We start from the raw sequence: 25,573 nt of genomic DNA, 5'->3' as shown, positions 1-25,573 counted from the left end.
TTGTCGCGGCGATCCGATGTCTGTCAAAATCGGTACCCGAGAACCGACCTTATCGAAAAGCCAAACCCATGACCGATCTTCCCACCCTCTCCGCCGTCGAAGCGCGCGTGCTCGGCTCGCTGATCGAGAAGAAGGAGCTGACGCCGGACGTCTATCCGCTGACGCTGAACGGTGCGCATGCCGCGGCCAACCAGAAGACGGCGCGCGAGCCGGTGATGGCGCTGGAGCTGACCGACGTTAGGCGCGCGCTCAGCTCGCTCGAACAGAAGGGTCTGGTGCGCCAGGCTTTTGCTTCGCGCGTCGAGCGTTACGAGCATCTGATGGCGCAGCGCTTTTCGCTGACCACGCCGCAGATCGCGATCGTCGGTCTGCTGCTCCTGCGCGGCGCGCAGACGGCGCATGAGCTGCTCGCCCGTTCGGAGCGCATGGCGCGCTTCGGGTCGATCGAAGAGCTTCGCGATAATCTCGACCTCCTCATCGGCCGCCGGCCACCGCTCATTCTGCTGCTCGAACCTGCGCCCGGGCAGCGCGAGGAGCGCTATGTGCATCTGCTCAGCGGTCCGGTGGAAGTATCAGCGGCGGCAGCGCCATGGCAACCGCCGGCGTCCTCCGACGCTTCCGATCTCGAAGCGCGGGTGCGGGCTCTGGAGGAAGAGGTTGCTTCGTTGCGGGCGAAGATCGAGGCGCTGGGCGGCTAGCGTGAGATGATGGCGGGACAGCGCCCCCTCTGTCCTGCCGGACATCTCCCCCACAAGGGGGGAGATTGGCAGTTCCAGCGCCTCGCTCGCGGCGTCGGTGATTGGCGAAAGCCGGCGCGAATATCCGATCTCCCCCCTCGTGGGGGAGATGTCCGGCAGGACAGAGGGGGGCGCGACGGATCCCTGCCCCGCGCAGCCTACGTCAGCCCAGCCTGGCGTCCAGCGAGACTTTGATGGCGCCGAGCGCCTTTGAGACCGGGCACTCGGCCTTGGCCTTCTCGGCCAGTTCCTGGAACTTTGCCGCATCGATGCCCGGGACCGTGCCGACCAAGGTGATGGCGCTGCCGGTTATGCCGGTGCCGGGCACCAGTGTCACAACAGCCTTGGAGTCGAGCGCGGTGGCCGGGGTGCCGTTCTCGGCGAGGAAATGCGACAGCTGCATGGCGTAGCATCCGGCATGGGCGGCGGCGATCAGCTCTTCCGGATTGGTGCCGGATTTGCCGCTCTCATCCTCGAAGCGCGCCTTGAAGGAATAGGGTATGCCCTTCAGAGTCCCGCTCTGCGTCTCCAGCGTGCCTTTGCCCTCTTTAAGATTGCCTTTCCAGACGGCGTTTGCGGTGCGGTCCATGAAGTCCTCCTGGCTTGTCGGGGTTCGCGCCGGCGGGCGCCGGCGTTCCGCTGAACTATAGCGCGAGCGCGCCGGAAGACCATGGCGCGATTGGGTCGACGCCCGCGAAAAAATTCTCAAAAAAAGCGCGTGCAGAATGTCGACTTCCCGGCGGCCGGACCGTCCTGGGGGCGGCCACGAAGTTCGGGGCCGAAGGAGGTTGAAGATGGACAATCTGTTTTTCGCACTTTGGAGGCGCCCAGGCGGAAGGGTGCAGCGACCGGAAGAGTTCTGGCTGGATCCCCCGGCCTTCGGCCTCGGCCGGCTGGCGGCGGCCGTGGCCATAATCGGGATTGCGGCATGCCTGCTCGATCATGCGGCGGCCAGAAGCAAGGCTGACAGCATCGCGGTCGCCTCCTACGGTTCATCGCAGGAAGGGAACTGACAATGAAATATGTCCTGCTGGTCTACGGCGAGGAAAAGGACCTCTTCGCGCTCACGCCGGAACGATCCGCCAAGCTCGACGCCGATTCGCTCGCCTATGACAGGGAACTCGATCGACAAGGCAAGCTGATCATCGCGCAGGCGCTGCAGCCGGTGAAGATGTCGAAGTCGCTCAGGCGTCGCAAGGGCAAGCGGCTGGTTACCGACGGGCCGTTCGCCGAGACGAAAGAACAGCTGCTCGGCTTCGTCATGATCGAGGCCGCGGATCTCGACGAGGCGATGGCGATCGCAGACGGCATTCCGCTGGCCGAGCTCGGCACCGTCGAGGTCAGGGCTGTCTACGACATACCGGGGTCATGACCCGGAGCTATTAGCGGTTTGTTCATCGCCGCAATTGTCGCGAGTTGAAGCGATGCTGTACTTCTTCTATCGTTGCCGCAGTTTCGGGGGAATTCGGCATGCCTTTTCTGCTCGCTATGCTTGGCCTGCTCGGCGTGGCGGCCATCTGGTGGTACCGGCTGAAGGCGATGAACGAGGCGGCCAGCGAGGTCGCCGACGTTATCGGCCGCGTGCAGGGCAATATCCGCCGCAAGAAGCTGCGCAAACAGGCGGCACTTTCGCCGCTGACGGCGATCGACGATCCGGTCGTGGCCGCCGCGACGCTGATCACCGCGATCGTTTCGGAACATGGCCCGATCCTGCCGCAGCGCGAAGCCGTCATCCGTGAGGTGATCGCGCAGATTGCCGACAACCCTAAGAAAACCGACGAGGCCGTCGTCTACGCCAAATGGGCGGCCGCGCAGGTCGACGACACCACGATCGTCATCGACAAGCTGGCGCCGTTCCTGCGCGAGCGCCTCGAGCCGCACGAACGGGACGATCTGCTCAGCATGCTGAACCGGGTGGCACAGGGCGGCGAGCAACGCCTGCGGATCGCCGACCAGCGGATGGTGAGGCTGCGGCAGAAGCTGGGTTTTGAGGTCAATTAAGCTGAAGCAGTGGCGGCCGGATCGCCTACCTTCGTGATTGGCCGAAACGCCTCTCGCATCCTCATTCTATGGCGGAGCAAGGAGCGAAGCGGCGCGGCGCAGACCATAGAATCCATTCCGTTACCTATAAGCGTTGCAGCGGTGCAGAATTCTGCTCGGCGGCATTCTTCGACCAAGGTCACGGCATGGATCCTCGGGTCTTGGCGTCCGCTTCGCTCCCGCTCCGCCCGTGGATGACGACGTCGCGTAGGCACCGGCCAATTGCTAGGCGCTAGATCGCTTCGCCCTTCAATAGCCGCGGCGTGTCGCCTGACAGGCCAGACGCCTGACGGATGAAGAAGTCCTTGAGCTTCGGCATGCGCTCGACGAGGCCGAGGCCGAGGTCGCGCACGGCGCGCAGCGGGCCGATGTCGTTGGAAAACAGGCGGTTCAGCACGTCGGTGGTGACGCCCATCTGCAGCGTGTCGAAGCGGCGCCATTGCTGGTAGCGCTCGAGCACGTCGAGCGCGCCGATATCCTGGCCGAGCCGGTCGGCCTCGACCACCACTTCGGCAAGTGCTGCGACATCCTTGAAGCCGAGATTGAGGCCCTGACCGGCGATCGGATGGATGCCGTGCGCCGCATCGCCGGCGAGCGCGATGCGCGGTGCGACGAAGGCGCGCGCAAGGATCAGGCCGAGCGGCCAGGCGCGCGGCTTGTCGGCGACGCGGATCTCGCCGAGCTTCAGCCCAAAGCGCTGCTCCAGCTCATGCTCGAAGACGAATTCGTCGCCCTCGACCAGCTTCTGCGCGTCTTCCGTGCGCTCCACCCAGACGATCGAGGAGCGATTGGTGCCGTCCTCCTCAGGCTTCAGCGGCAAGGTGGCGAAGGGGCCGGCGGGCAAAAAATGTTCCTCGGCGCGGCCATTGTGCGGGCGCTCATGCGCGACCGTGCAGACGATACCGGACTGGCCGTATTCCCATTTCACCGTCTTGATGCCGGCCATGTCGCGCAGCTTCGAATTGACGCCGTCAGCGGCGACGAGCAGGCAGGCCTTAAGTGCGGCGCCGTCGGCCAGATGCACGGTGATGCCGGCGCCGTTCGTGTCGAAGGCGCTGACGGCCATGCCTTCGATGACGTCGATGCCGAGTTTTTCGGCGCGGCGGCGCAGCGCGCCGTTTAGGACCCGGTTGGCCACCATATGGGCGAAGGGTTCGCCGGGCGCCACCTCGCCGTCGAAGGTCAAAAACACCGGCCGCACCGGATCGGCGGCGCGCGAATCGGTGATGATCATCTCGGTGATCGCCTGCGCCTCGGGCGCGATCTCGTCCCAGACGCCGAGCTGCTCCAGCATGCGGCAGGCCGCGGCGGCGATCGCCGAGGCGCGGCCGTCCTTCTGCCAGACGCCGGCAGGCGCGGCATCGACAATGGCGACGGCAAGGCTCGGTCGCGCCTGCTTCAGCGACACGGCCGCGGCAAGGCCGACGTAACCGGCGCCCGCCACCAGCACGTCCACCGAGGTTTTGTCCGCTGCATCCGCCTTGCGGTCGACCATGGCACTTTCCTTTCGCGGCCTCCGGCCACCGCGGCGGCCGTTGCAGCTTGACTGCCCGGCTCTCCTGTCCGAAACCCGCCATGACACATCTTCAAGGGAGGTGGAACATGACGGCGGCCATGGACGAGCTTCTCGACATTCTCGACCTCGAGCAGCTCGAACACAACCTGTATCGTGGTCGCAGCCCCAAGCTCGACTGGCAGCGCGTGTTCGGCGGCCAGACGATCGCTCAGGCGCTGGTCGCCGCCCAGCGCACTGTCGAGCCCGGGCGCCATGTGCATTCGCTGCACGGCTATTTCATGCGGCCCGGCGACACCAAGGTTCCGATCGTCTATGAGGTCGACCGCATCCGCGACGGCGGCTCTTTCACCACGCGCCGGGTGGTGGCGATCCAGCATGGGCAGGCGATCTTCTCGCTGGAAGCCTCGTTCCAGCAGGACGAGGTCGGGCTGGAGCATCAGCTGCCGATGCCACGCAACGTGCCGGCGCCCGACACGCTTCTGTCGCAGCGCGAGCTGCTCGGCAAGTTCGGCGAGGCGGTGCCGGAAGGCATCAAACGCTACTGGGAGCGCGACCGGCCGATCGAGATGAAGCCGGTAATGCTCAAGCACTATACCAGCCGCGAAAAGCTGGAGCCGGAGCAGAATATCTGGATCCGCACCACAGGCCCGGTGCCGGAAGACCGCGCCACGCAGGCGGCGGTGCTTGCCTATCTCTCCGACATGACGCTGCTCGACACCTCGACCTTCGCGCATGGCCGCGCCATCTTCGATCGCGACATCCAGGCGGCCAGCCTCGACCATGCCATGTGGTTCCACCGCAGTCATTCGCTGGACGACTGGATCCTCTACACGCAGGACAGCCCCTCCACGCAAGGCTCGCGCGGTTTCACCCGCGGATCGCTGTTCGCCCGCGACGGAACGCTGATCGCCTCGGTCGCGCAGGAAGGCCTCATCCGGCTGAAACGCTGAGCCGGCTTCGAGGCAAGCCTAGAAAGCAGGCATTTTCCAAATTTTGCCCATTTTTTAATCATGAGTCATTGCGGCACTGCGCCCGTTTGTTGAGCAAGGGCTGCGGATCCCGTTTGTTTACAACAGGTTAATGTCCTGCTTCGGCAATTGGCACGGAGCTTGAATCCTGTCCTGCACTCTCCGGCTCTCCTCGGGATCGGTGAAGGTGTGCAAACGCGGGGGACCGCAACAGCAAAGGGTGAAACCTTATGAAAATCGTGATGGCAATCATCAAGCCGTTCAAGCTCGACGAGGTGCGCGAAGCGCTCACCGCCGTCGGCATCCAGGGCCTGACCGTCACCGAAGTCAAAGGCTACGGGCGTCAGAAGGGACATACGGAAATCTATCGCGGCGCCGAATACGCGGTCAGCTTCCTGCCCAAAATCAAGATCGAGGTCGCCGTCGGCGCCGACATGGTCGACAAGGCCGTCGAAGCCATCAGCTCCGCCGCCAAGACCGGCCAGATCGGCGACGGCAAGATCTTCGTCTTCGGCATCGACCAGGCGGTGCGCATCCGCACCGGCGAAACAGACACCGACGCGCTCTGAGCGGCGACCAGCTATTCCAACGGAGAGTTCAATGAATATTCCTTCCCCCTTGAAGACGACGGGACGCGCGGCCGCTGCGCTCGCTCTCGTAGCGTTCAGCACCGCCGCCGCCTTCGCGCAGGAGGCCGCTCCGGCAGCCACGGCCGCAGCGCCGGCCGCCCCGGCGCCCGCGCTCGACACCGGCAACACCGCCTGGATGCTGACCTCGACGGCGCTGGTGCTGATGATGACCATCCCGGGCCTGGCGCTGTTTTACGGCGGCATGGTGCGCAAGAAGAACGTGCTCGCCACCATCATGCAGAGCTTCGCCATCACCTGCCTGGTGACGGTGCTGTGGTTCATGTTCGGCTACTCGCTGGCCTTCTCCGACGGCGGCGGCATGAACAAGTTTATCGGCGGTGCCTCGAAATTCTTCCACCACGGCATCACCACTTCCTCGCTGTGGGCGCCCGGTGTGGCGAACATTCCTGAATTCGTCTTCTCGATGTTCCAGATGACCTTCGCCATCATCACCCCGGCGCTGATCGCCGGCGCCTTCGCCGAACGCTTGAAGTTCTCGGCGCTGCTCATCTTCATGGCGCTGTGGCTGCTGGTCGTCTACGCGCCGGTCGCCCACTGGGTATGGGGCGGCGGCTTCCTCGCCACCGCCGGTGTGCTCGATTTCGCCGGCGGCACCGTCGTCCATATCAATGCCGGTGTCGCGGGCCTGGTCTGCGCGCTCGTTCTCGGCAAGCGCGAGGGCTACGGCACCACCAACATGGCGCCGCACAACCTGGTCTATTCGGTGATCGGCGCCTCGCTGCTGTGGGTCGGCTGGTTCGGCTTCAACGCCGGTTCGGAACTGGCGGCCGACGGCCTCGCCGGCGCTGCGATGTTGAACACGCAGGTCGCCACCGCCGCGGCGGCGCTGGCCTGGATGTTCGCCGAATGGATCGTCGCCAAGAAGCCTTCGGTGCTCGGCATCATCTCGGGTGCTGTCGCGGGCCTTGTCGCGGTGACGCCGGCTTCCGGCTTCGTCAACCCGACCGGCGCCTTCTTCGTCGGCATCATCGCGGGCGTCGTCTGCTACCTGTCGGCGGTCAAGCTCAAGCACGCCATGGGCTATGACGACTCGCTCGACGCCTTCGGCGTCCACGGCGTCGGCGGCATCGTCGGCGCACTGCTGACCGGTGTGCTCGCCGATCCGGCGATCAACAGCCTGTCGTCGGGCGCCTCGCTCGCCAAGCAGGCATACGGCGTCGCTGTCACCATCGTATGGACGGCGGTCGCCACCTTGGTGATCCTCTACATCGTCAAGGCGCTGGTCGGCCTGCGTCCGAGCACCCAGGAAGAGGTCGAGGGTCTCGACGTCACCCAGCACGGCGAAGTCGTGCCGTAAGGCCGACCCTGCCAAGGACCGGCGGATACTCCTCTCGCCGGTCCGGATATCAACGAAGGCCGCGGCGCGGCTTTCCCGATTTGCTCCCAAGATCCCGTCGTGATGCTCTCGAAAGGGGCTCACGCCTTGAGGCCCGGAAGATCTTCCGGGCCTCCTTTTTTCTCGGATATGAGCATGGAGCGTTTCGATCACATTCACTTGATCGCGAATGTGTGAAACGTCCGCCCTTCCGGTTCCGTACTGGGATTGCGACCGCCATCGTGGTGTCGCCAAATATCAGGGAAGGAACCGACCAATGAACTGCAAGAACATCTTCCTGGGAGCAATGGCTCTGTCGATGGTCAGCGGTGTTGCACTTGCTGGCGCGCTCGACTCGCCTGACAATATGGCTCCGTTCTTCACCGATTCCAGCATGAAGACCATGAAGTCCGAGGCCGATTTCAAGGCCGCCTGGGCGACGACGGCAAAAGACAAGCAGGACGCGATGATGAAGGAGTGCCAGGACGCGGCGATGAGCAAGCCGCATGCCGAATTCTGCGCCAACTTGATGCAGTACGCCGGCCATAAGTGATGTGCGGAAGATCGGGTCCTTACGGGCCTGATCGTTTCGTCTTTGCCAATGAGGGATGGCGGGCTTCATGGGCCCGCCATCTCCTTTCCGGGAGCATCTCGGTAAAAGGCCATGGTTAATGCGCCCTTAACCTTCCCGCCGATAGTCTGGGAGACGAATCTCCCGGCATGCGTCACGCATCCGGCCAGGCATCGACACACGGGGAAGAGGCATGCGTTCAGGCGCTTCAGCACCGCTCGCGCTGACCGATACGGGGCACGGCATCCAGGCGTTCGCGCGGCGGCAGGTTGGGCGCCTGGTCGGCGCCGGGATGTTCGTGTTCACCGCTTTCGGCGTCGCCAGCCTCGCTACCTGGAACGTCGCCGATCCGAGCTTCTCGCACGCCACCAACAATCTCGTCACCAACGCCATGGGCTATGCGGGCGCGGTGTTTTCCGACCTTGCCATGCAGTTCTTCGGCCTTGCCGCCGTCGCTGGGCTGGTGCCGGCGGTGATCTGGGGTTTTCTGCTGTTCTCCGCCCGCGGCATCGACAGGCTGGGCAAGCGCGGGCTTGCCTGGTTCGGCTTCGCGCTGCTTGCCGCGGCGATCGTCGGCTGCGTGACGCCGCCCAACACCTGGCCGCTGCCGACCGGTCTCGGCGGCGTGTTCGGCGACATGGTGCTGAAGATCCCGGGCATCGCCGTCGGCGGCTATCCGAAGGGCCTTTTCGCCACCATCATCGCCGTTGTGCTCGCGACGCCGGCGCTCTGGCTGTTCGCCTATGGCTCGGCGCTGATCGCGCGCAAGAACGGCTTTGCCGTCATGGAGCGCGCCGCCGAGCCGGAACCGCGCGAGCAGGACGATCTGCTCTTCGATGAGGATGAAGACGAGGGCGACGAAGGCATTCTTGCGCTCGGCGCCATCACCCATTGGTGGCTGTCCTTCCGTGCATGGATGCATCGGCGTGCCGCGCGCCGCAGGCAGGAGCGTGACGAGTTCGAGCCTCAGATTGAGCCGCGGGCCAGCGCCTGGCGCCGCGCCGCCGAACGGGTCGAATCGGCCGAGTACGCCGAATCCAGGATGAGCCCCGGCGGCCGCGCCCGTGTCGAGCCGGAATTCTTCGCCGCAATGGTCAACGACCGCAGCGCTTCGGTCGATCCCGTGGACGACAATGTCTTCGACGACGAAGAGGCCGATCTCGACGACTTCGACGACGAGGAGCCGGTCCAGCGCCGCGCCAATGTGCGCAACTTCCGCTCGGACGCGGCGACGCGCGTGGAGGCGCCTGCGCCGCGCCCGGTGCAAGGCGCACGCGTTCAGCGCGAGGCGCAGACCTCGCTCATCGGCTCCGGCACGTTCGAGATGCCGTCGCTGCATTTCCTGTCCGAACCGAAGAACGTCGCGAAAGACCCGAGCCTGTCGAAGGACGCGCTGGAGCAGAACGCAAGGCTGCTCGAAGGCGTGCTCGAGGATTTCGGCGTCAAGGGCGAGATCATCCATGTCCGCCCGGGTCCGGTCGTCACGCTCTATGAGCTGGAACCTGCGCCCGGTATCAAATCCTCGCGCGTCATCGGCCTCTCCGACGACATCGCCCGCTCGATGAGCGCGATCGCCTGCCGCGTCGCCGTCGTGCCCGGCCGCAACGCCATCGGCATCGAACTGCCGAATGCCAAGCGCGAGACAGTCTATCTGCGCGAGATCATGGCGAGCCGCGACTTCGAAACCACCAAGGCGAAGCTCGCCTTGGCGCTCGGCAAGACCATCAACGGCGAGGCGGTCATCGTCGACATCGCCAAGATGCCGCATGTGCTGGTCGCCGGCACCACCGGCTCGGGCAAGTCGGTCGCCATCAACACCATGATCCTGTCGCTGCTCTACCGGCTCACCCCGCAGGAATGCCGGCTGATCATGATCGATCCGAAGATGCTCGAGCTCTCGGTCTATGACGGCATCCCGCATCTGCTCACGCCCGTCGTCACCGATCCGAAGAAGGCCGTGGTGGCGCTGAAATGGACGGTGCGCGAGATGGAAGACCGCTACCGCAAGATGTCCAAGGTCGGCGTGCGCAATATCGACGGCTTCAACGCACGCGTCAGCCAGGCCGAAAAGAAGGGTGAGAAAATCTCGCGCACAGTGCAGACCGGCTTCGACCGCCAGACCGGCGAGGCGATCTACGAGACGGAGGATCTCGACCTCGAGCCGATGCCCTATATCGTCGTCATCATCGACGAAATGGCCGACCTGATGATGGTTGCCGGCAAGGACATCGAAGGCGCGGTGCAGCGCCTGGCGCAGATGGCGCGCGCCGCCGGCATCCATGTCATCATGGCGACGCAGCGCCCGTCGGTCGACGTCATCACCGGCACCATCAAGGCCAATTTCCCCACCCGCATCTCATTCCAGGTAACGTCGAAGATCGACAGCCGCACCATCCTGGGCGAGCAGGGCGCCGAGCAGCTGCTCGGCATGGGCGACATGCTCTACATGGCGGGCGGCGGCCGCATCCAGCGTGTCCACGGTCCCTTCGTCTCGGACGACGAGGTCGAACGGATCGTCGGCCATCTCAAACTGCAGGGCGTGCCGGAGTATCTCGACGCCATCACCGAGGATGACGAGGAAGACGATGAGGACGGCGCCTCGGGCCGGGGCGGTTCCGGCGGCGGCGGTGGGGGCGGCAATTTCGAGGATTCCGACGATCCCTACGATCAGGCGGTGGCCGTGGTGCTGCGCGACGGCAAGGCCTCGACCAGCTACATCCAGCGCCGGCTGGGCATCGGCTACAACCGCGCGGCGTCGATCATCGAAAAGATGGAGAAGGAAGGCATCGTCGGCCCGGCCAACCACGCCGGCAAACGCGAGATTCTCGTTCCCACCGAGGACGATAAGTTCTAGAGCGGCGACGTCCACGGGAGGCGGCCGGCAACTTTGAACCCTCTGGCGCGTTGATGCGACCAAGCGCCGTGCGACCCGCCAAACTTAGGCCCAACTGGCGGTCCAGAGACTGCGACCAAGGCAAATCACAGGAAGTGAACGGCATGAAGACCCAGACAGATTTCGCTCCGACCCGCCGACAGCTGCTCGGCCTTGGCCTGGTGCTTGCGGGCGCCGCCGCCATCAATGTCGTGCCGGGCTTCCAACTTCTGGCCTTGGCTCAGGCCGCCGTTCCGCCGGCGGCGCAAAAGATCGCCGACCATTTTTCCTCGGTCAAATCGATGAGCGGCGAATTCGTGCAGTTCGGCCCGAAGGGCGAGCAGACCGGCGGCAAGTTCTTCCTCGAACGTCCCGGCAAAATCCGTTTCAACTATGACGGATCGTCGAATTTCCGGGTGATCTCGGACGGCAAGTCGGTCGTCATCCTCAACAAGAAGCTGAACACCTCCGACCTCTATCCGCTGTCGAAGACGCCCTTGAAGCTTTTGCTCGACGACCGGATCGATCTCTCCGGCGGGCGCGTGAAGGCCGTCAAGGAAGAAGACGACCTCACCACCATCCAACTCTCCGACAAGTCGGTGTTCGGCAACGCCAAGATCACCATGATGTTTGATCCGAAGACCTATGAACTGCGCCAGTGGACGATCACCGACGCGCAGGGCAAGGACACGACGGTGATGATCTTCAACGTCAAGGAAGGCGTCTCCATTCCGGACGGCACCTTCGCCATCGACTATACGGCGAACCGCGAGCTCAATACCAAGACGCGGTAGGTCCGCCCATATTCAGGGCAGGGCCGGCTTGCAGCGCGGGCCGGCTTGTCTTTATGGCGCGTGGCTGGCAGTAGATCGGCGATCTTTTGCCGGACCTGCCTGAATGCCCTTCACCATAGCCACCTGGAACATCAACTCGGTGCGTCTGCGCATGCCGATCGTCGAGCGGCTGCTCAAGGAGCACGCGCCGGACGTGCTCTGCCTGCAGGAAACCAAGGTCCCGGACGAGCTGTTTCCGGAAAAGGCTTTCCGCAAGGCCGGATACCAGCACATCCTGTTCCACGGCCAGAAAGGCTATCACGGCGTGGCGACGGTCGCGCGCCGGCCGATCGCGCTGGTCGAGAAGCGGCGTTTCTGCGAGATCGACGACAGCCGGCATCTCTCGGTCAGGGTCCAGGCCGGCGGCAGGTCGATTCTGCTGCACAATTTCTACGTTCCGGCCGGCGGCGATGAGCCCGACCCGGAGATCAACCGGAAATTCCGCCACAAGCTCGATTTCGTCTATGAGATGAACAGCGTGCCGGCGAGCGAGCACGATGCCTCGATCCTGGTGGGCGACCTCAACATCGCGCCGCAGGAGCATGACGTGTGGTCGCACAAGCAATTGCTCAACGTCGTCAGCCACACGCCGGTCGAGACCGAAAACTTCGAGGCGATGCGGCGGGCCGGCGGCTGGGTTGACCTGATGCGGCTCAACGTGCCGGCCGAGCAAAAGCTCTACACCTGGTGGAGCTACCGCGCGAAGGACTGGCAAGCATCGGACCGCGGCCGGCGGCTCGACCATATCTGGTCGTCCGCCAATCTGGTGCCGAGCTTTGCCGGTTACGAGATTGTCAAGGCGGCGCGCGGCTGGGAGAAGCCGTCGGACCATGTGCCGGTCATCGCTAAGTTTGAATTGGATTGAGCGCTATCAATCGGCAGAGGCGCTGCGGCGCTTCTATTCCGTGAACCGTGGCGCCAGCTCCTCGATGCGGGCGATCATCTCTTGGAATTCCTCCAGGATGCGCTCGTGCAGCTGCACCGCGAGCTCCGGATATTCCTCGAGGATGCGGCGGAACATCTTTCGGCTCAAGCGGATCACTTCCGAATCGATCGCGGCCGAGGCGCTGGTGAGCCGGTTGGTGTCGGCGATAAGGGCCAGTTCGCTGAGCATGGCGCCGGGGCCTGCCGTGCCGATCGGGACGCGTTCGCCGCTGCCTTGCTCGCGATAGAGGACTATGCGCCCGCTGACTACGATATAGGCCGAGTCGGCCACGTCATCCTCGCGGTAGAGCTTGTGGTCGGCCTGCAGAAAAGTGGTCTCGGCGCCGAAGGCGAGCAGGCGCAACTGTTCCGGCGTGAAGCCCTGAAAAAGCTTCACGGCGGACAGGATGCGGATGTCGTCATCCAGCGCCATCCTAGCTGTGTCCCCGAGCGGTCAGTCCAGTCCCTCCTTTGGAGCGCCGCCTCCTTGCGGGAGCGCGCACTCCAACTTTCAATCACGCATCGTGCGATGCGTGCAGCGAGCCGATCCATCACCCTCCAGCATCAGGATCGTACCCGAGGCAGTCCCGCCCGACCGCCTATCTGTTTGGTTCGACGCAATTCCGATCGGAAAACCGCTTTCACACTTTTCCTGGAATCGCTCTAGATCATGAAATGTTTAAGGAACCAGCTTGTAGCCGCCGCTTTCTGTCACAAGAATTTCGGCATTGGAAGGATCGCGCTCAATCTTCTGGCGCAGCCGGTAGACATGGGTTTCCAGCGTGTGGGTGGTGACGCCGGAATTGTAACCCCACACTTCTTCCAAGAGCACGTCGCGCGTTACCACCTTCTGGTCGGCGCGATAGAGATATTTGATGATCGAGGCTTCCTTTTCGGTCAGCCGCACCTTGGCGCCGCGCGGATCGATCAAAAGCTTCTGGCTGGGCTTGAAGGTGTAGGGGCCGACCGAGAAGGTGGCGTCCTCGCTCTGCTCGTGCTGGCGCAACTGCGCACGGATGCGCGCCAAGAGCACCGCGAAGCGGAAAGGCTTGGTGACGTAATCGTTGGCGCCGGCCTCGAGCCCCAGAATGGTGTCGGAATCGGTGTCGTGGCCGGTCAGCATGATGATCGGGGCCTTATAGCCGCCCTTGCGCAGGATCTTCACCGCCTCGCGACCGTCCATGTCTGGCAGGCCGACGTCCATGATGAGCAGATCGACAAGGCCGCCGCGCGCCGTGGCGACGCCTTTTGCGGCAGTGGCTTCCTGCTGGACGTCGAATTCCTCGTAAAGCGCCAGTTGCTCGACGAGGGTGGCTCGCAGGTCGTCGTCGTCGTCAACGATCAGAATGGTGCGTGATGTCATGATCAATCCGTTGTTTTAAAAAGAATATTCAGTTGACCTCCCCCCATTTATGCGGAAGCTCACCGGCGCAACAGTCGTTCACAGTGATTTGTTCCGTGAGACAATCATACAAGAAAAAACGCGCGCGCAATGCGGCAGGCGAATTTTTGCCGAAGGGGCTGCATGTCCTGGTTGTGCGTGCGAGGCCCGGCAACCCTGCGCAGGGATTGCTGCAAGCCGGCCAAACGGTGTTTCCCTGCGCCCTCGGGCGCGGCGGCATTTCCGCCAGCAAGCGCGAGGGCGACGGCGCGACGCCACTGGCTGCGATGCGGATATTGTCAGGCTATTTCCGCAACGACCAGTTTCCCGGCGGCCGCCGGACGGGGCTGGCGATGGCGCCGATCGGCCCGGATCTCGGCTGGTGCGAGGTGCCGGACGACCGCAACTACAATCGGCCGGTGAAGATCCCTTACGGCGCCAGCCATGAACGGATGCGGCGCGCCGACCGGCTCTACGATGTGTGCCTGGTGCTGGACTGGAACATCGCGCCGCGCCGGCGCGGGTGCGGCAGCGCGATCTTCTTCCATCTGGCGCGTCCCGGCTTCACGCCGACGCAAGGCTGCGTCGCGGTGACGGCGCGCACCATGGCGAGGCTGCTGCCGCTGCTGTCGGACCGGACCGTGGTGAAGGTGGTGAGGTAGGGGAGTAGGATATGTCACGGAGGACGCACGTCCACCGAAGCGAGATTCTCTGCCTACTCCCCTATTCCCTCAGTGCCGCTTAGGCTGCTGCCAGCCGGTATCCAGCAATCCGATCCGGCCAAGCTCCCGGTTCATCGCCTTTGCGACGTCCCTGCGCTCGACGCCGATGTCGCGCAGCTGACGGTCGGAGAGATCCTCGACGGATTCGTCGGGAAGCCGAGCGGCGACCCCGGCCTGGCGCAGCCACTCGAACGCCGAACGCAGCCAAAGCGTGATGCCGGAGTCGGATTTCTGGACGGCGTGAGACTTCAGGACGATCTCGGTCATGGCGCTATCCGTGTTCTCCGGATATCAAATCCGGTTTGATGGTTTATCGATGCGGCCATCTTGCCGGATTGAAAAACAAACGGAAAACGAGTAGTTCTTGTCTGATCATCAAGTTTTTTTTGGAGATTGAGATGGCCCGCTTGCTGCCCGGAACGCGTGCGTTGAGGACGTTCGAGGCAGCGGCGAGGCACCTCAATTTCACCCGTGCCGCGGACGAGCTTGGCCTGACGCCGGCGGCGGTCAGCCACCAGATCAAGGAAATAGAGGATCAGCTCGACCTCGTGCTGTTCACGCGCACCAGCCGCACCATGCGGCTGACCGAAGCGGGGAACGTTCTGTTCGAAGCCTCGGTCGATGCGCTCGACCTGCTTGGCCGCGCCGTTACCCGCGCGCGCAAGATGGCGAGAGGCACGGCGCTGCTGAAAGTGACGCTCGACGCGCAGTTCGCAACCAAGTGGCTGATGCGGCGCGTCGACGGTTTCCGCCGGCAAAAGCCTGGCGTCGAGTTGCGCTTCGACATTACCTATGAAGTCAGGGATTTCGAGCGGGACGATGTCGATATCGGCATTCGTTTCGGCAGCGGCAAATATCCCGGGCTCTGCGCGCACCGGCTGTTCGAGAACATCATCATCCCCGTCTGCAGCCCGGCGCTGCTCGCCTCAGGCCTGCCGCTAAAGGAGCCGCGCGATCTCTTCCACCATACGCTGGCGCATATCGAATGGTCCCGGCAGGGCGTCACTTGGCCGAACTGGAGCATGTGGATGCACGCGGCAGGGGTCGAAGATTTCGACGACAGCCGCACCCTTGTCTTCGGGTCCTCGACCGATGCCGCGCAGGCGGCGCTCGACGGCAATGCGGTGGCGCTTGCCGACTTCGCCATGGTGGCCAACGACCTTTCGCAAGGGCGGCTGATCCGGCCCTTCGAACTCGGCATCAAGGTCGCGCCGGAGTTCGCCTATTTCCTGGTTTATCCGGAAGCGATGAAGGACGACGCGCGCATCGTCGCCTTCCGCGAATGGCTTCTCGACGAAGTCACGAAAGACGCAGACGCGGGTTAGCGGCGCTCCGGACCGCTCTCTCTGTTTATTGGGCGCAATTCCAACGGAACCGTTTCACACTCTTCCTGGAAGTGCCCTAGCCTGCCGGCGCGGCCGGCGCGCCGAACCAACCGATCACGGCGCCGATGATGAGCAGCACGCCGAGCCAATGGCCGGCATCGATCAGCGTGAGGTCCCAGCCAAAGCCCTGATAGCGGTGGTTGACCGACAGCGTGGTGGCGACGAAGCCAAACCAGAGCACAAAGCCGAAGATCACGCCGGCGAGCGGGTTGGGCTCGCCGCCGGTCATCGCGCCGACCACCAGCGTCATGATCAGCGCCATGACGAGCTCGGCGACGAAGCTGACGATGAACGGAACGGCCGAGCGCTTCATCGTCGCCGGATCGAGCTTTGCCGCCTTCAGCCAGGGCCTGCTCAGGCCCATGTACCAGGCGGCACCGAACAGCCACGCCACGACGGCTGCGGCGATCACCGCCAGCCAGTTCACCGTTGAAAAATCCATAGAATCCCCTCCCGAAAGATGAGCGATGGAATCCCTGTTCGCCGGCTGCGTCAAGCCGAAGCGGCGGAAACCCATCGCCACACGGTCGTGCGCTTGACCTCGGCATCCTCCAGCACGCGCGTCACCGGCACCTGGTAGACGGCGAGCGATTGCAGTCCGGTCTTCGGCAGATAGGCGCGCCCGGGATCGCCGACGAGGATGTCGGCGCCGCGCGCCTTGAGGCTCGTGAACCACGGCGTCAGCCTCTCCGCCAAAGGCTTGTCGTAGAAGACATCGCCGGCCAAGACGACGTCCCAGCCGTCATCCGTGCCGATGGAGTCCGCATCCAGGAAATCGGCCTTCACGCCATTGGCTTCCAGGTTGAGGGCGATGACCGTCGCGCAAAAGGGATCGATATCGGCCGCGGTCACTTCAGCCGCGCCGGCCTTCAAGGCAGCGATGGCGACCACGCCGGAGCCGGAAGCGAAGTCGAGCACGCGTTTGCCCTGCAACGTCGCCGGATGGTCGAGCACATAGCGGGCAAGGCCCTGGCCGCCGGCCCAGGCGAAAGCCCAGAAGGGCGGCGGCAGGCCGATCTCGGCCAGCTCCTCCTCGGTGCGCAGCCAGAGGTCGTGCGCCTCGTCAGCCAGGTGCAGCAGCACTTCCGGCACGTGCGGCGGCGCCATCAGCGCCGTATTGTCGAGGATGAATGTCCTTGCGTTTTTGGGAGTGAGCCTGGTCACGGCGCCGGGTCGAGGCCGGCCATGCGGCAGACTTCTTTCCACTCTGCCGGCGTCACCGGCTGCACGGAAAGCCGGCCAAGCCGCACCAGCGCCATGTCGGCCAGCTTCGGATTGGCCTTGACCTGTTCCAGCGTCACCGGCTTCGGCACGTCCTTGCAGGCGCGGATGTCGACGCATTCCCAGCGTGGATCGTCGGTGGTGGAGTCGGGGTGGGCAAGCGCGCAAACCTCGGCGATGCCGACGATGTCGAGGCCTTCATTGGAATGGTAGAAAAAGCCGAGATCGCCGATCTGCATGGCTTTCATGTTGTTGCGCGCGGCGTAGTTGCGCACGCCGTCCCACTGCGTGCCGGCCTTGCCCTTCGCCTTCAGCGCCTCGAAGGAAAAGACCGAAGGTTCGGACTTGAACAGCCAGTAGTTCATCTCAGTTGTCCCCTTGCCATTGTCGGTTCGCCCCGATTGAAGCGTTGGCGCTCTTCCTTATCCTTTCCCCGTTCTCGCGGGGAGAGGGAGCGCCGCGACCGGTCACGCGGCGGCGGGCTTCTGGAAGACCCAGTTCCATGGACGGATTTCGACGCTTTCGAACAGGCCGGCCTTGGCATAGGGGTCGGCGGCCGCCAGGGCTTGCGCGCCGGCCATGTCGGGCGCCTCGATCATCACCAGGCTTCCGTCAGGCTTGCCGGCAGCGTCGAGGAAGGGACCTGCAAAGGCAAGTCTTCCTTCGCTGATCAGGCCTTCCAGGAACGCCGCATGCGCCGGCCTTGTGTCGGCGCGCAGCTGCAAGCTGCCGGGCTTGTCCTTGCAAATCAACGCAAACAGCATGTTTCAACTCCGAGGCTTCAGATGTCGGTTTCGGTTTTGAGCGGCCGCGTCATCAGCGCCGTCACAGCCTGGCCGATGGTCACCTTGCCATCGAGGATGGCGGCGACCGCGGCAATGATCGGCGCCTCGATGCCGCGCTCGGCGGCGATGCGGGCAGCAATGCCCGCCGTCGGCACACCTTCGGCGAGCGGGAGGCCGGTGAGCTCCTTGCCTTGGCCGAGCGCCAGGCCGTAGGCGAAGTTGCGCGACTGCGCCGAGGAACAGGTGAGCAGCAGGTCGCCGAGGCCGGAGAGCCCCATTAGCGTCTCCGGCCTGGCGCCGAAGGCGGCGCCGATGCGGCGCAGCTCGACGAAGCCTCGCGTCACCATGGCGGCCTGGGCGCTGGCACCAAGCTTGGCTCCGGTGACGGCGCCGGCAGCAATGGCGAAGACGTTCTTCAGCGCGCCGCCGATCTCGACGCCGATGAGATCGTCGCTGGAATAGCAGCGCAGGTTCTCGGCCGAGAAGCGGGCAGCGAGATCGGCCGCCAGTTCTCCGTCGCGGCCGGCCACCACCACGGCCGTCGGCAGGCCGCGCGCGACATCGCTGGCGAAGCTCGGGCCGGAAAGTGCTGCGACCGGATTGTCGGGCAGGTTTTCCTCGACGATCGAGGACAGCAGCGCGCCGGTGTCGCGCTCGATCCCCTTGGCACAGAGGACGAGCGGCACGCCGGATGGCACATGGCCGGCGGCGGCGGTCAGCACCACGCGCAGCGATTGCGCGGGCGTTACCGCCAGCACGCAATTCGCACCGTCGAGCGCAGCAGCGATATCGCTGGTGGCGACGATGCCGGGCTCGATCGCGATGCCGGGCAGATAGTGCGGGTTTTCGCCACGGTCGATCGCGGCGACGGTGTCGGGATCGCGGGCATAGAGGCGGACAAAATGGCCGGCGCGCAGCATGGCGAGCGCCAGCGCCGTGCCCCAGGCGCCGCCGCCAAGCACCGCTACGCGCCAGCCGCTGGGCGCCTTGGCCTGTGCGCCGTTCGTGACCGCGTCAGTCATGCCTTTGCCCCGCGACGGCCCGAGCCGACCAAGGGAGCCGAAACACTGTCCAGCGGCCAGCGCGAGCGCGGCACGAAGTCGGCGGCGCTCGCGTCGGCCATCGCGGCGCGCAGCCGCTCGATGCCGGCCCAGGCGATCATCGCGGCATTGTCGGTGCAAAGCTTTTGCGGCGGCGCGACGAATGCGAAGCCGGCCTTGGAACAGCGCGCCTCCAACGTCGCCTTGATCGTGCGGTTGGCGGCGACGCCGCCGGCGACGACCAGCGCCGGCTTTGCCGTCTCGGGAAATTCCTTGCGGAAACGGGCGAGCGCCCGCGCGACACGGTCGCCCAGCGCATCGGCCACCGCAGCCTGGAAGGAGGCGCAGATGTCGGCGACGTCCTGGTCGCTGAGCGGCGCGATTGCCGTTGCCGCCTGGCGCACAGCCGTCTTCAGGCCGGAGAAGGAGAAATCCGGCTGCGCCGACCCTTTCATCGGACGCGGGAAGGCAAAGCGGCTCGCATCGCCGCTGGCCGCTGTCTTTTCTACGTTGGGCCCGCCCGGATAGGGCAGGCCAAGCATCTTGGCCGTCTTGTCGAAAGCCTCGCCCAGCGCATCGTCGATGGTCGTTGCCCAGCGCTGGTAGTCGCCGACGCCGCGCACCGCGACGATCTGGGTGTGGCCGCCGGAGACCAGCAAGAGCAGATAGGGAAAGTCGAGCCCCTCGGTCAGCCGGGCAGTCAGCGCGTGACCTTCGAGGTGGTTGATGGCGATCAGCGGCTTGTTCGCGGCGGCGGCGATCGCCTTGGCGGTCATCAGACCAACGATCAGCCCGCCGACCAGCCCCGGCCCGGCAGTCGCGGCGACGGCGTCGACCTCATCGAGCGATACGGCCGAATCCGTCAGCGCTGCCTCGACGATCCCATCCAGCGCCTCGACATGGGCGCGCGCGGCAATCTCGGGCACGACGCCGCCGAAGGCGGCATGCTCCTCGATCTGGCTCAAGACGACATTGGAGAGGATTTCGGGCGCGGAGTCGCCGTCCAGCGCCACCACGCTGGCGGCCGTCTCATCGCAGCTTGTCTCAATGCCCAGAACGCGGATCAATTCGTCGCTGTCCTCGAAGATTGTGTCTCCGACCTTTCCTATATAGGAGGTCTGTCGATAGTCAGGTGGTGCCGGCCTGCGAATGGCGGTTTTCTGCGCTTCCGGCGCTCACGTACCCAAAAGTACGCTCCGCTCCGGTTCTCGAAATCCGCTTTTTTCGGCTCGGCCTGACCTGAATCTCGGCAGACCTCGGAATCGCCTCGGGGGTTATCACGGACCGCGCGCCATGCAAACAACCTTGAAAATCGGAACACGCGGCAGCCCGCTGGCGCTCGCCCAGGCGCATGAGACGCGGGCGCGGCTCATGCAGGCGCATGGCCTGCCCGAGCAGACCTTCGAAATTGTGCCGATCTCAACCAGCGGCGACCGCATTCAGGACCGGCCGTTGTCGGAAGCGGGCGGCAAGGGCCTGTTCACCAAGGAGATCGAGGAAGCGCTGCTCGACCGCCGCATCGATATCGCCGTGCATTCCTCGAAGGACATGCCGACGGTGCTGCCCAACGGGCTGGAGCTTTCCGTCTTCCTGCCGCGCGAGGACGCGCGCGACGCCTTCATCGGCAAGACCGCGAAGCGGATCGCCGATCTGCCGCATGGCGCCACGATCGGCTCGTCGTCGCTCCGGCGCCAGGCGCTGCTCCGCCGGATGCGGCCGGACCTCAATGTGGTGATGTTCCGCGGCAATGTGCAGACCAGACTGCGCAAGCTGGATGAGGGCGTGGCCGAAGGCACCATCCTCGCCTATGCGGGGCTGAAGCGGCTCGGGCTCGAGAGCGTGATCACCGATCTGATGCCGCTGGATGTCTTTCCGCCGGCGCCGGGGCAGGGGGCGATCGGCATCGAAAGCCGCATCGGCGACGGCGTGGTCGACAATATGTTGGCGGCTATTCACGACATGCCGACCGGCCAGGCGCTGGCTTGTGAGCGCGCCTTTCTTGCTGCGCTCGACGGCTCCTGCCGCACGCCGATCGCCGGCCATGCGATCGTCTCGGACGAAAACCTGTCTTTCGCCGGGCTGATCATCTCGCCCGACGGCACCGAGTCGCATGAGGTCAGATTGAACGGCCCGGCCCGGGACGCGGCGAATATCGGCGTGGAAGCCGCGCGGGCCGTTCGCGCCAAGGCCGGCGCAAAATTCTTCGACGGCTGGGCCTGACATGGTCCGCGTCCTGGTGACGAGGCCGGAACCGGGCGCCTCCCGCACGGCCCGGCGGCTTCAGGCCCAGGGGTTCCAGCCCGTCCTGCTGCCACTGACGGAAACAGTGGCGTTGCCGGTCGAGGCAAGCGTCTTGCCCGCTGCTGCCGCGGTTGCCGTCACCAGCGCCAATGCGGTGCGCTATGCGCCCAAGGAACTGGTCGCCGCGCTTGCCGCGCTGCCTTGCCATGCGGTCGGGACAAGGACGGCGGAAGCCTGCCGTGCGGCTGGATTTACGTCCGTCTTTGAAGGCCCAGGCGATGCCGAAGCACTGGCCGGTCAGATAACCGCCGAACTGACAGGCAAGGAGATGGTTTATCTTTGTGGCCGCGTGCGCTTTCCGGTGTTCGAAGAACGGCTGGCGGCAGCCAGGGTGCGTGTCCGGCCTGTCGAGACCTACGACACCATCGAATTGGACTATGGCGACGATGCCGTCGTTGCCCGATTGTCGGGCATGCCGGTCGAGGCAGTGCTGCTCTATTCGGCCAAGGCGGCACCCGTGATGATTGGCCTGGCCATGCGCCCAGCACTGCGGCATCTCTTTGAACGGGCGGAGTTTTTGGCCCTGTCCGTAAGAATCGCCAAAGAATTGGACGGGGTTGGCGGGCAAAAGGTTCGCATTGCCTCTAAACCCGCCGAGGACGCGCTGTTCCAGCTTTTGTCGCTGACGAGCTGAGCCGCGTCATCACACCGCCCCTTTTCACCGCTTGGTGATGTGGTAGAGCATCCTTGAGCTCTAGACCCTTTGAACCATCCTCAAGCCAATTTGCGGAGCCCAAGCATGGTCAAGACGCCTAAGGTGCGACATTCGAAGAGCCGCCGCGAGCCGGTGACCATCGAACTCGAACCCGGCGCCGTCTCGCGAATCACCGACGAGGATGCCGCCAATACCGATACCAACACGGAACGAACCGACCAGGCGAAGGCAGAGGAAGGGGCTGCTGCTTCGCAGCCGGAAGCTCCCGAAGAGCCGATCCATGCCGAACAGGCCGACATCGAGCCGTGGGAACACACCGACGCGGCGCAGGGCGGAGCTGACCAGGCTGGAACCAACAAGGATGGGGCGGAAGCATCCTATCCGGGCACTGATGAGGCTCCGAAGAGCGAACCAAAAAGCTTCGGCTACAGTTTCGAGGATGCGTCGGCAGCCAAGACCAGTTTTGCCGCCTCGACGGCGAAGCCGAGCGAAACCCGAAGCGACGATCGCGACTTCCCGGCCGCCAGGCGCTCAGGCGTCAACATGATTGCCGCCGGCGTGATCGGCGGCGTTGTCGCGCTTGCCGGCGCCGGCCTTCTGCAAGCGGTAGGGCTGCTCGGTTCTCCGACTTCGGTCGGCGGGCCCTCGCCCGACGGCGTCACCGGCGAGATCGCTTCGCTGAGAAGCCAAATCGCGGCACTTAAGGAGGCGGCCGATACCGGCGCTTCGGCCAAGGTCGACGGCCTGTCCTCGGCGCTCGACCAGGTGAAGTCGGACGTCGCGGCGCTGAAATCCTCGCCCGGCCAGGGCGACGACGGCGCCGCGCTCAAGGCGCTCACCGACAAGGTCGGCCAGGTCGAGACGTCGGTCGCCGACCTGCAGAAGGCCGGAAATGCTGCACCGGTCGATCTCGCCCCGCTCAACGAGAAGCTCGCCGGGCTCGACGCGCTTGTGAAATCGGCGGGCGACGCGGCGAAGGCGGCGGACAGCCGGATCGCGGCGCTGGAACAGTCGGTGCAGCAGCTCTCCGGCAAGGTCGAGGCGCAGGCCTCGCAGCCGAAGATCGCGTTGGCGATTGCCGCTTCGGCGCTGAAGGCGGCGCTCGATCGCGGTGCGCCGTTCGCGACCGAGCTCGACACGTTCGCCGCCATTGCGCCTGACTCGCCGGAGCTTGGCGTTCTGCGCGGCTATGCGGAAAAAGGCGTGCCCACGCGAGCCACCATCGCTTCCGAGGCCGAAGCCGCCGCCAACGCCATGATCGAAGCGGCAACGCCGGTCGACCAGAATGCCGGCTTCTTCCAAAGCCTGGTGTCGAGCGCGAAATCGCTGGTGCAGGTGCGGCCGGTCGGCGCCGTCGAAGGCAAGGGCGTGCCGGAAACGGTCGCGCGCATTGAAGTGGCAGTCAACCAGGGCGACTATGCCAAGGCGCTCGCCGAATACGATACCCTGCCCGATGCGTCGAAGGCGGCCGGCGCCGACTTCGCCAGCAAACTGAAGGCGCGGCTCGAAGTCGAAAAGCAGATCGAAGCGCTGATTGCCGGCGCGACCAAGGCATGAGGACCGTCAGATGATCCGCATCCTCGCCTTCCTCGCCGTCGTGTTCGCGCTGGGGCTCGGCTTTGCCTGGCTGGCCGACCGTCCGGGCGAGATGATCATCACCTTCAACGGTTACCAGTACCAGGTCACGCTGATGGTGGCGGCGGTGGCGATCGTCGCCGTGGTCGCAGCGGTGATGATCGTCTGGTGGCTGATTAAGTCGCTGTGGAACAGCCCCTATGCGATCTCGCGCTATTTCCGGGTCCGCCGCCGCGATCGCGGCTACCAGGCGCTGTCGACGGGGATGATCGCAGCCGGCGCCGGCGACGGCGCGCTGGCGCGTAAGAAGACCAAGGAGGCGGCCAAGTTGATCAGTTCCGACCAGGAGCCGCTGATCAACCTGCTCGATGCGCAGGCCTCGCTGCTCGAAGGCGACCATGACGGCGCGCGGGAAAAGTTCGAGCGCATGCTCGATGATCCGGAGATGCGACTGCTCGGCCTGCGCGGGCTCTATCTCGAAGCTGAGCGACTGGGCGACCGCAACGCCGCGCGCCACTATGCCGGTCGTGCCGCAGCTGTGGCACCGCAGCTTGCCTGGGCGGCGGAATCGACGCTTGAAGAGCTGACCGAGCGCGGCGACTGGGACGGCGCGTTGAAGCTGGTCGAGGCGCAGAAATCGACAAGGCAAATCGAACGCGATGCCGCCAACCGCCGCCGCGCCGTGCTGCTCACTGCCAAGGCGCAGGCGCTGGTCGACAGCGATCCGAACGCTGCCCGGACCGCGGCGCTCGAAGCCAACAAGCTGGCGCCCGATTTCGCGCCGGCCGCGGTGATCGCGGCCAACCTGCTGATTAAGCACAACGATGTGCGCAAGGGTTCCAAGATCCTGGAGACCGCTTGGCGGGCCGAACCGCATCCGGACATCGCCGAGCTCTACATCCATGCGAGGCCGGGCGATGCCGTGCTCGATCGCCTCAACCGGGCGAAAAAGCTGCAGGAATTGAAGAAGAACCATGCCGAATCGTCGATGGCCGTGGCACGCGCCGCGCTCGACGCGCAGGATTTCGCCACCGCCAGGCGCGAGGCGGAATCCGCCATCCGCATTGATCGCCGCGAAGGCGCCTATCTGTTGCTGGCCGACATCGAGGAGGCCGAAAGCGGCGACCAGGGCAAGGTGCGGCAGCTGCTGTCCAAGGCTGTGCGCGCGCCGCGCGATCCGGCCTGGGTGGCGGACGGTGTCGTCTCGGAGCGCTGGGCGCCGGTATCGCCGATCACCGGCAAGCTCGACGCGTTCACTTGGCGCGCGCCGATGGAGCGGCTCGGGCAACTAATCGACAGCGAGGTTGAGGAGGCGGTTCCCGCGATCGCTGCATCGGCGCCCGCTTTGCCGGCTGACGAGAGAGCGATCGACCTTGAGCCCGATAGTTCGGCCGAGAAGGCGGCCGCCGAGGCGCCGAACGGCATCGAGAGGGAAACCGAGGTCGCCGCCGCCGATGACATGGTGGTCGAGCAGGCGCCCGAGTTGCCGCGCTTGCCGGATGATCCCGGCGTCACGCCGGAAGACGAGGCGGAAAAATCGCCGCGCCGGTTTCGTTTGTTTTGAGGCTCGGCTTGGCGGACAGGGAAAAAGCATCGATGTTCGAACGCGTATTGTCCTTCCTGAGGGATTTGCCTGCTGCGGGCGCGAGCAAGCCAAGCGCGGACGATCCGCGCGTCGCGGCCTCGGCGCTGCTCTATCACGTGATGAACGCCGACGGCGTGCGCCAGGATATCGAGTGGGAGCGCTTCAAGGAGATCCTGGCCGAGACCTATTCGATCAGCGGCGACGAGCTCGACGCGCTGGCCGCCGCCGGCGAGCGTGCCGATAACGAGGCGATCGACCTCTATGCCTTCACCAGCGTGCTCAAGCGCCATCTGGATGCCGAGGCGCGCAAGGCCTTCATCGGCCTGATGTGGGAGATCGTCTACGCCGACGGCGAGCTGCACGAGCTCGAGGACAACACCGTCTGGCGCGTCGCCGAACTGATCGGTGTCGAGCGCCACGACCGCATCGAGGCGCGCCGCAAGGCGGCGGCCGAAGCCCCGGGCGCTCGGGGCACATCGAGCGACGAATAGCTGGAC

General features: G+C 65.0%; 29 protein-coding genes. 18 read left to right on the top strand and 11 right to left on the bottom strand.

All coding sequences use genetic code 11. The annotated features are described in order from the left end of the window. The first annotated feature begins 68 nt into the window (after nucleotides 1-68). On the top strand, nucleotides 69-698 hold the full coding sequence (locus tag EOD29_RS17675; protein WP_127247532.1) for a DUF480 domain-containing protein: 630 nt from the start codon (nucleotides 69-71) through the stop codon (nucleotides 696-698). A gap of 202 nt (nucleotides 699-900) precedes the next feature. Here the strand turns inward: EOD29_RS17675 and EOD29_RS17665 are convergent, their stop codons facing one another. Further along, nucleotides 901-1,326 (bottom strand): OsmC family protein, encoded by a 426-nt coding sequence (locus EOD29_RS17665; protein ID WP_095799953.1) that lies wholly within the window; start codon nucleotides 1,324-1,326, stop codon nucleotides 901-903. 205 nt (nucleotides 1,327-1,531) lie between these two features. Here EOD29_RS17665 and EOD29_RS17660 point away from each other — a divergent pair, with 205 nt between their 5' ends. From EOD29_RS17660 to EOD29_RS17650, 3 genes are all read left to right on the top strand, one after another. Next, the gene (locus tag EOD29_RS17660) at nucleotides 1,532-1,750 is read left to right on the top strand and encodes a hypothetical protein (protein WP_067322949.1); all 219 of its coding nucleotides are present in this window, start codon (nucleotides 1,532-1,534) and stop codon (nucleotides 1,748-1,750) included. 2 nt (nucleotides 1,751-1,752) lie between these two features. Beyond that, nucleotides 1,753-2,109 carry a YciI family protein gene (locus EOD29_RS17655; protein WP_067322951.1) on the top strand — a complete coding sequence of 119 codons (357 nt, stop codon included), beginning with the start codon at nucleotides 1,753-1,755 and terminating at the stop codon, nucleotides 2,107-2,109. Between the two features lie 98 nt (nucleotides 2,110-2,207). After that, nucleotides 2,208-2,738 (top strand): hypothetical protein, encoded by a 531-nt coding sequence (locus EOD29_RS17650; protein WP_067322954.1) that lies wholly within the window; start codon nucleotides 2,208-2,210, stop codon nucleotides 2,736-2,738. Nucleotides 2,739-3,009: 271 nt separating this feature from the next. Here EOD29_RS17650 and EOD29_RS17645 read toward each other — a convergent pair whose 3' ends face one another. After that, complete coding sequence (locus EOD29_RS17645) at nucleotides 3,010-4,272, bottom strand: ubiquinone biosynthesis hydroxylase (RefSeq protein WP_095825193.1); 1,263 nt, start codon at nucleotides 4,270-4,272, stop codon at nucleotides 3,010-3,012. Between the two features lie 107 nt (nucleotides 4,273-4,379). Between EOD29_RS17645 and tesB the strand changes: the two genes are divergently transcribed. From tesB to EOD29_RS17610, 7 genes are all read left to right on the top strand, one after another. Then, entirely contained in the window at nucleotides 4,380-5,243 is an 864-nt protein-coding gene (tesB, locus tag EOD29_RS17640; protein WP_066998363.1) for an acyl-CoA thioesterase II, read from the top strand. Between the two features lie 248 nt (nucleotides 5,244-5,491). Continuing rightward, entirely contained in the window at nucleotides 5,492-5,830 is a 339-nt protein-coding gene (locus EOD29_RS17635; RefSeq protein WP_066998360.1) for a P-II family nitrogen regulator, read from the top strand. Between the two features lie 196 nt (nucleotides 5,831-6,026). Next, a complete protein-coding gene (locus tag EOD29_RS17630) occupies nucleotides 6,027-7,208 on the top strand; it encodes an ammonium transporter (RefSeq protein ID WP_245322420.1) in 1,182 nt (393 codons plus the stop codon). Nucleotides 7,209-7,503: 295 nt separating this feature from the next. Next, complete coding sequence (locus EOD29_RS17625; RefSeq protein ID WP_066998346.1) at nucleotides 7,504-7,779, top strand: hypothetical protein; 276 nt, start codon at nucleotides 7,504-7,506, stop codon at nucleotides 7,777-7,779. Nucleotides 7,780-7,990: 211 nt separating this feature from the next. Then, nucleotides 7,991-10,651 (top strand): DNA translocase FtsK, encoded by a 2,661-nt coding sequence (locus EOD29_RS17620; RefSeq protein ID WP_095825195.1) that lies wholly within the window; start codon nucleotides 7,991-7,993, stop codon nucleotides 10,649-10,651. Nucleotides 10,652-10,794: 143 nt separating this feature from the next. Then, nucleotides 10,795-11,463, top strand: a complete 669-nt coding sequence (locus EOD29_RS17615) for an outer membrane lipoprotein carrier protein LolA (protein WP_066998340.1) — start codon at nucleotides 10,795-10,797, stop codon at nucleotides 11,461-11,463. Nucleotides 11,464-11,566: 103 nt separating this feature from the next. Further along, nucleotides 11,567-12,367, top strand: a complete 801-nt coding sequence (locus tag EOD29_RS17610; protein ID WP_067322968.1) for an exodeoxyribonuclease III — start codon at nucleotides 11,567-11,569, stop codon at nucleotides 12,365-12,367. A 33-nt stretch (nucleotides 12,368-12,400) separates the two neighbouring features. Here the strand turns inward: EOD29_RS17610 and EOD29_RS17605 are convergent, their stop codons facing one another. Together EOD29_RS17605 and EOD29_RS17600 are read right to left on the bottom strand one after the other, a co-directional pair. Continuing rightward, nucleotides 12,401-12,859 carry a cyclic nucleotide-binding domain-containing protein gene (locus EOD29_RS17605; RefSeq protein WP_127247331.1) on the bottom strand — a complete coding sequence of 153 codons (459 nt, stop codon included), beginning with the start codon at nucleotides 12,857-12,859 and terminating at the stop codon, nucleotides 12,401-12,403. 246 nt (nucleotides 12,860-13,105) lie between these two features. Beyond that, complete coding sequence (locus EOD29_RS17600; RefSeq protein WP_066998380.1) at nucleotides 13,106-13,789, bottom strand: response regulator transcription factor; 684 nt, start codon at nucleotides 13,787-13,789, stop codon at nucleotides 13,106-13,108. 146 nt (nucleotides 13,790-13,935) lie between these two features. Here EOD29_RS17600 and EOD29_RS17595 point away from each other — a divergent pair, with 146 nt between their 5' ends. Beyond that, nucleotides 13,936-14,469, top strand: coding sequence for a L,D-transpeptidase (locus EOD29_RS17595; protein ID WP_245322417.1), 534 nt, complete (start codon nucleotides 13,936-13,938; stop codon nucleotides 14,467-14,469). A 69-nt stretch (nucleotides 14,470-14,538) separates the two neighbouring features. Here the strand turns inward: EOD29_RS17595 and EOD29_RS17590 are convergent, their stop codons facing one another. Next, entirely contained in the window at nucleotides 14,539-14,796 is a 258-nt protein-coding gene (locus tag EOD29_RS17590; RefSeq protein WP_066998328.1) for a DUF1127 domain-containing protein, read from the bottom strand. Nucleotides 14,797-14,927: 131 nt separating this feature from the next. Here EOD29_RS17590 and gcvA point away from each other — a divergent pair, with 131 nt between their 5' ends. Next, nucleotides 14,928-15,854, top strand: coding sequence for a transcriptional regulator GcvA (gene gcvA, locus EOD29_RS17585; RefSeq protein ID WP_127247330.1), 927 nt, complete (start codon nucleotides 14,928-14,930; stop codon nucleotides 15,852-15,854). 76 nt (nucleotides 15,855-15,930) lie between these two features. Here gcvA and EOD29_RS17580 read toward each other — a convergent pair whose 3' ends face one another. The 6 genes from EOD29_RS17580 to tsaD form a co-directional block, all read right to left on the bottom strand. Continuing rightward, the gene (locus tag EOD29_RS17580; RefSeq protein ID WP_127247329.1) at nucleotides 15,931-16,356 is read right to left on the bottom strand and encodes a DUF1761 domain-containing protein; all 426 of its coding nucleotides are present in this window, start codon (nucleotides 16,354-16,356) and stop codon (nucleotides 15,931-15,933) included. Between the two features lie 50 nt (nucleotides 16,357-16,406). Further along, nucleotides 16,407-17,078, bottom strand: a complete 672-nt coding sequence (locus EOD29_RS17575) for a methyltransferase (RefSeq protein ID WP_127247328.1) — start codon at nucleotides 17,076-17,078, stop codon at nucleotides 16,407-16,409. Next, nucleotides 17,075-17,500, bottom strand: a complete 426-nt coding sequence (locus EOD29_RS17570) for an EVE domain-containing protein (RefSeq protein ID WP_095826266.1) — start codon at nucleotides 17,498-17,500, stop codon at nucleotides 17,075-17,077. The genes EOD29_RS17575 and EOD29_RS17570 overlap by 4 nt, the downstream gene beginning before the upstream one ends. Nucleotides 17,501-17,602: 102 nt before the next feature. Next, nucleotides 17,603-17,899: a YciI-like protein gene (locus tag EOD29_RS17565; protein WP_066998315.1), complete on the bottom strand. Its 297-nt coding sequence runs from the start codon at nucleotides 17,897-17,899 to the stop codon at nucleotides 17,603-17,605. Between the two features lie 17 nt (nucleotides 17,900-17,916). Further along, nucleotides 17,917-18,942, bottom strand: a complete 1,026-nt coding sequence (locus EOD29_RS17560; protein WP_095826265.1) for an NAD(P)H-dependent glycerol-3-phosphate dehydrogenase — start codon at nucleotides 18,940-18,942, stop codon at nucleotides 17,917-17,919. After that, nucleotides 18,939-20,024, bottom strand: a complete 1,086-nt coding sequence (tsaD, locus tag EOD29_RS17555) for a tRNA (adenosine(37)-N6)-threonylcarbamoyltransferase complex transferase subunit TsaD (RefSeq protein WP_179293682.1) — start codon at nucleotides 20,022-20,024, stop codon at nucleotides 18,939-18,941. The genes EOD29_RS17560 and tsaD overlap by 4 nt, the downstream gene beginning before the upstream one ends. Before the next feature lie 229 nt (nucleotides 20,025-20,253). Here tsaD and hemC point away from each other — a divergent pair, with 229 nt between their 5' ends. The 5 genes from hemC to EOD29_RS17530 all read left to right on the top strand — a co-directional run bounded on the left by hemC (nucleotide 20,254) and on the right by EOD29_RS17530 (nucleotide 25,567). Further along, complete coding sequence (hemC, locus tag EOD29_RS17550) at nucleotides 20,254-21,180, top strand: hydroxymethylbilane synthase (RefSeq protein WP_127247327.1); 927 nt, start codon at nucleotides 20,254-20,256, stop codon at nucleotides 21,178-21,180. Nucleotide 21,181: 1 nt separating this feature from the next. After that, nucleotides 21,182-21,895 carry a uroporphyrinogen-III synthase gene (locus EOD29_RS17545; protein WP_127247326.1) on the top strand — a complete coding sequence of 238 codons (714 nt, stop codon included), beginning with the start codon at nucleotides 21,182-21,184 and terminating at the stop codon, nucleotides 21,893-21,895. A 105-nt stretch (nucleotides 21,896-22,000) separates the two neighbouring features. Continuing rightward, nucleotides 22,001-23,473: a mitofilin family membrane protein gene (locus EOD29_RS17540; RefSeq protein ID WP_127247325.1), complete on the top strand. Its 1,473-nt coding sequence runs from the start codon at nucleotides 22,001-22,003 to the stop codon at nucleotides 23,471-23,473. A 10-nt stretch (nucleotides 23,474-23,483) separates the two neighbouring features. Next, nucleotides 23,484-25,055 (top strand): heme biosynthesis protein HemY, encoded by a 1,572-nt coding sequence (locus tag EOD29_RS17535; protein ID WP_127247324.1) that lies wholly within the window; start codon nucleotides 23,484-23,486, stop codon nucleotides 25,053-25,055. 32 nt (nucleotides 25,056-25,087) lie between these two features. Then, nucleotides 25,088-25,567 (top strand): TerB family tellurite resistance protein, encoded by a 480-nt coding sequence (locus EOD29_RS17530; RefSeq protein WP_066998287.1) that lies wholly within the window; start codon nucleotides 25,088-25,090, stop codon nucleotides 25,565-25,567. Nucleotides 25,568-25,573 lie beyond the last annotated feature (6 nt).

This window comes from Mesorhizobium sp. M1A.T.Ca.IN.004.03.1.1 (genome assembly GCF_003997555.1).
GTDB lineage: Bacteria > Pseudomonadota > Alphaproteobacteria > Rhizobiales > Rhizobiaceae > Mesorhizobium.
The sequence above is the reverse complement of the archived record's forward strand: the minus strand, read 5'-3'. Positions and strand labels throughout refer to the sequence as shown.

What these genes read in the sequence shown, in the direction of transcription:
- EOD29_RS17665 (WP_095799953.1), bottom strand. Translation starts at nt 1,326, where the DNA reads ATGGACCGCACCGCAAACGCCGTCTGGAAAGGCAATCTTAAAGAGGGC.
- EOD29_RS17540 (WP_127247325.1), top strand. Translation starts at nt 22,001, where the DNA reads ATGGTCAAGACGCCTAAGGTGCGACATTCGAAGAGCCGCCGCGAGCCG.
- EOD29_RS17565 (WP_066998315.1), bottom strand. Translation starts at nt 17,899, where the DNA reads ATGCTGTTTGCGTTGATTTGCAAGGACAAGCCCGGCAGCTTGCAGCTG.
- EOD29_RS17635 (WP_066998360.1), top strand. Translation starts at nt 5,492, where the DNA reads ATGAAAATCGTGATGGCAATCATCAAGCCGTTCAAGCTCGACGAGGTG.
- EOD29_RS17545 (WP_127247326.1), top strand. Translation starts at nt 21,182, where the DNA reads ATGGTCCGCGTCCTGGTGACGAGGCCGGAACCGGGCGCCTCCCGCACG.
- EOD29_RS17610 (WP_067322968.1), top strand. Translation starts at nt 11,567, where the DNA reads ATGCCCTTCACCATAGCCACCTGGAACATCAACTCGGTGCGTCTGCGC.
- EOD29_RS17655 (WP_067322951.1), top strand. Translation starts at nt 1,753, where the DNA reads ATGAAATATGTCCTGCTGGTCTACGGCGAGGAAAAGGACCTCTTCGCG.
- EOD29_RS17660 (WP_067322949.1), top strand. Translation starts at nt 1,532, where the DNA reads ATGGACAATCTGTTTTTCGCACTTTGGAGGCGCCCAGGCGGAAGGGTG.
- EOD29_RS17600 (WP_066998380.1), bottom strand. Translation starts at nt 13,789, where the DNA reads ATGACATCACGCACCATTCTGATCGTTGACGACGACGACGACCTGCGA.
- EOD29_RS17630 (WP_245322420.1), top strand. Translation starts at nt 6,027, where the DNA reads ATGCTGACCTCGACGGCGCTGGTGCTGATGATGACCATCCCGGGCCTG.
- EOD29_RS17615 (WP_066998340.1), top strand. Translation starts at nt 10,795, where the DNA reads ATGAAGACCCAGACAGATTTCGCTCCGACCCGCCGACAGCTGCTCGGC.
- EOD29_RS17675 (WP_127247532.1), top strand. Translation starts at nt 69, where the DNA reads ATGACCGATCTTCCCACCCTCTCCGCCGTCGAAGCGCGCGTGCTCGGC.
- hemC (WP_127247327.1), top strand. Translation starts at nt 20,254, where the DNA reads ATGCAAACAACCTTGAAAATCGGAACACGCGGCAGCCCGCTGGCGCTC.
- EOD29_RS17570 (WP_095826266.1), bottom strand. Translation starts at nt 17,500, where the DNA reads ATGAACTACTGGCTGTTCAAGTCCGAACCTTCGGTCTTTTCCTTCGAG.
- tesB (WP_066998363.1), top strand. Translation starts at nt 4,380, where the DNA reads ATGACGGCGGCCATGGACGAGCTTCTCGACATTCTCGACCTCGAGCAG.
- EOD29_RS17590 (WP_066998328.1), bottom strand. Translation starts at nt 14,796, where the DNA reads ATGACCGAGATCGTCCTGAAGTCTCACGCCGTCCAGAAATCCGACTCC.
- gcvA (WP_127247330.1), top strand. Translation starts at nt 14,928, where the DNA reads ATGGCCCGCTTGCTGCCCGGAACGCGTGCGTTGAGGACGTTCGAGGCA.
- EOD29_RS17580 (WP_127247329.1), bottom strand. Translation starts at nt 16,356, where the DNA reads ATGGATTTTTCAACGGTGAACTGGCTGGCGGTGATCGCCGCAGCCGTC.
- EOD29_RS17645 (WP_095825193.1), bottom strand. Translation starts at nt 4,272, where the DNA reads ATGGTCGACCGCAAGGCGGATGCAGCGGACAAAACCTCGGTGGACGTG.
- EOD29_RS17560 (WP_095826265.1), bottom strand. Translation starts at nt 18,942, where the DNA reads ATGACTGACGCGGTCACGAACGGCGCACAGGCCAAGGCGCCCAGCGGC.
- EOD29_RS17650 (WP_067322954.1), top strand. Translation starts at nt 2,208, where the DNA reads ATGCCTTTTCTGCTCGCTATGCTTGGCCTGCTCGGCGTGGCGGCCATC.
- EOD29_RS17530 (WP_066998287.1), top strand. Translation starts at nt 25,088, where the DNA reads ATGTTCGAACGCGTATTGTCCTTCCTGAGGGATTTGCCTGCTGCGGGC.
- EOD29_RS17625 (WP_066998346.1), top strand. Translation starts at nt 7,504, where the DNA reads ATGAACTGCAAGAACATCTTCCTGGGAGCAATGGCTCTGTCGATGGTC.
- EOD29_RS17620 (WP_095825195.1), top strand. Translation starts at nt 7,991, where the DNA reads ATGCGTTCAGGCGCTTCAGCACCGCTCGCGCTGACCGATACGGGGCAC.
- EOD29_RS17535 (WP_127247324.1), top strand. Translation starts at nt 23,484, where the DNA reads ATGATCCGCATCCTCGCCTTCCTCGCCGTCGTGTTCGCGCTGGGGCTC.
- EOD29_RS17605 (WP_127247331.1), bottom strand. Translation starts at nt 12,859, where the DNA reads ATGGCGCTGGATGACGACATCCGCATCCTGTCCGCCGTGAAGCTTTTT.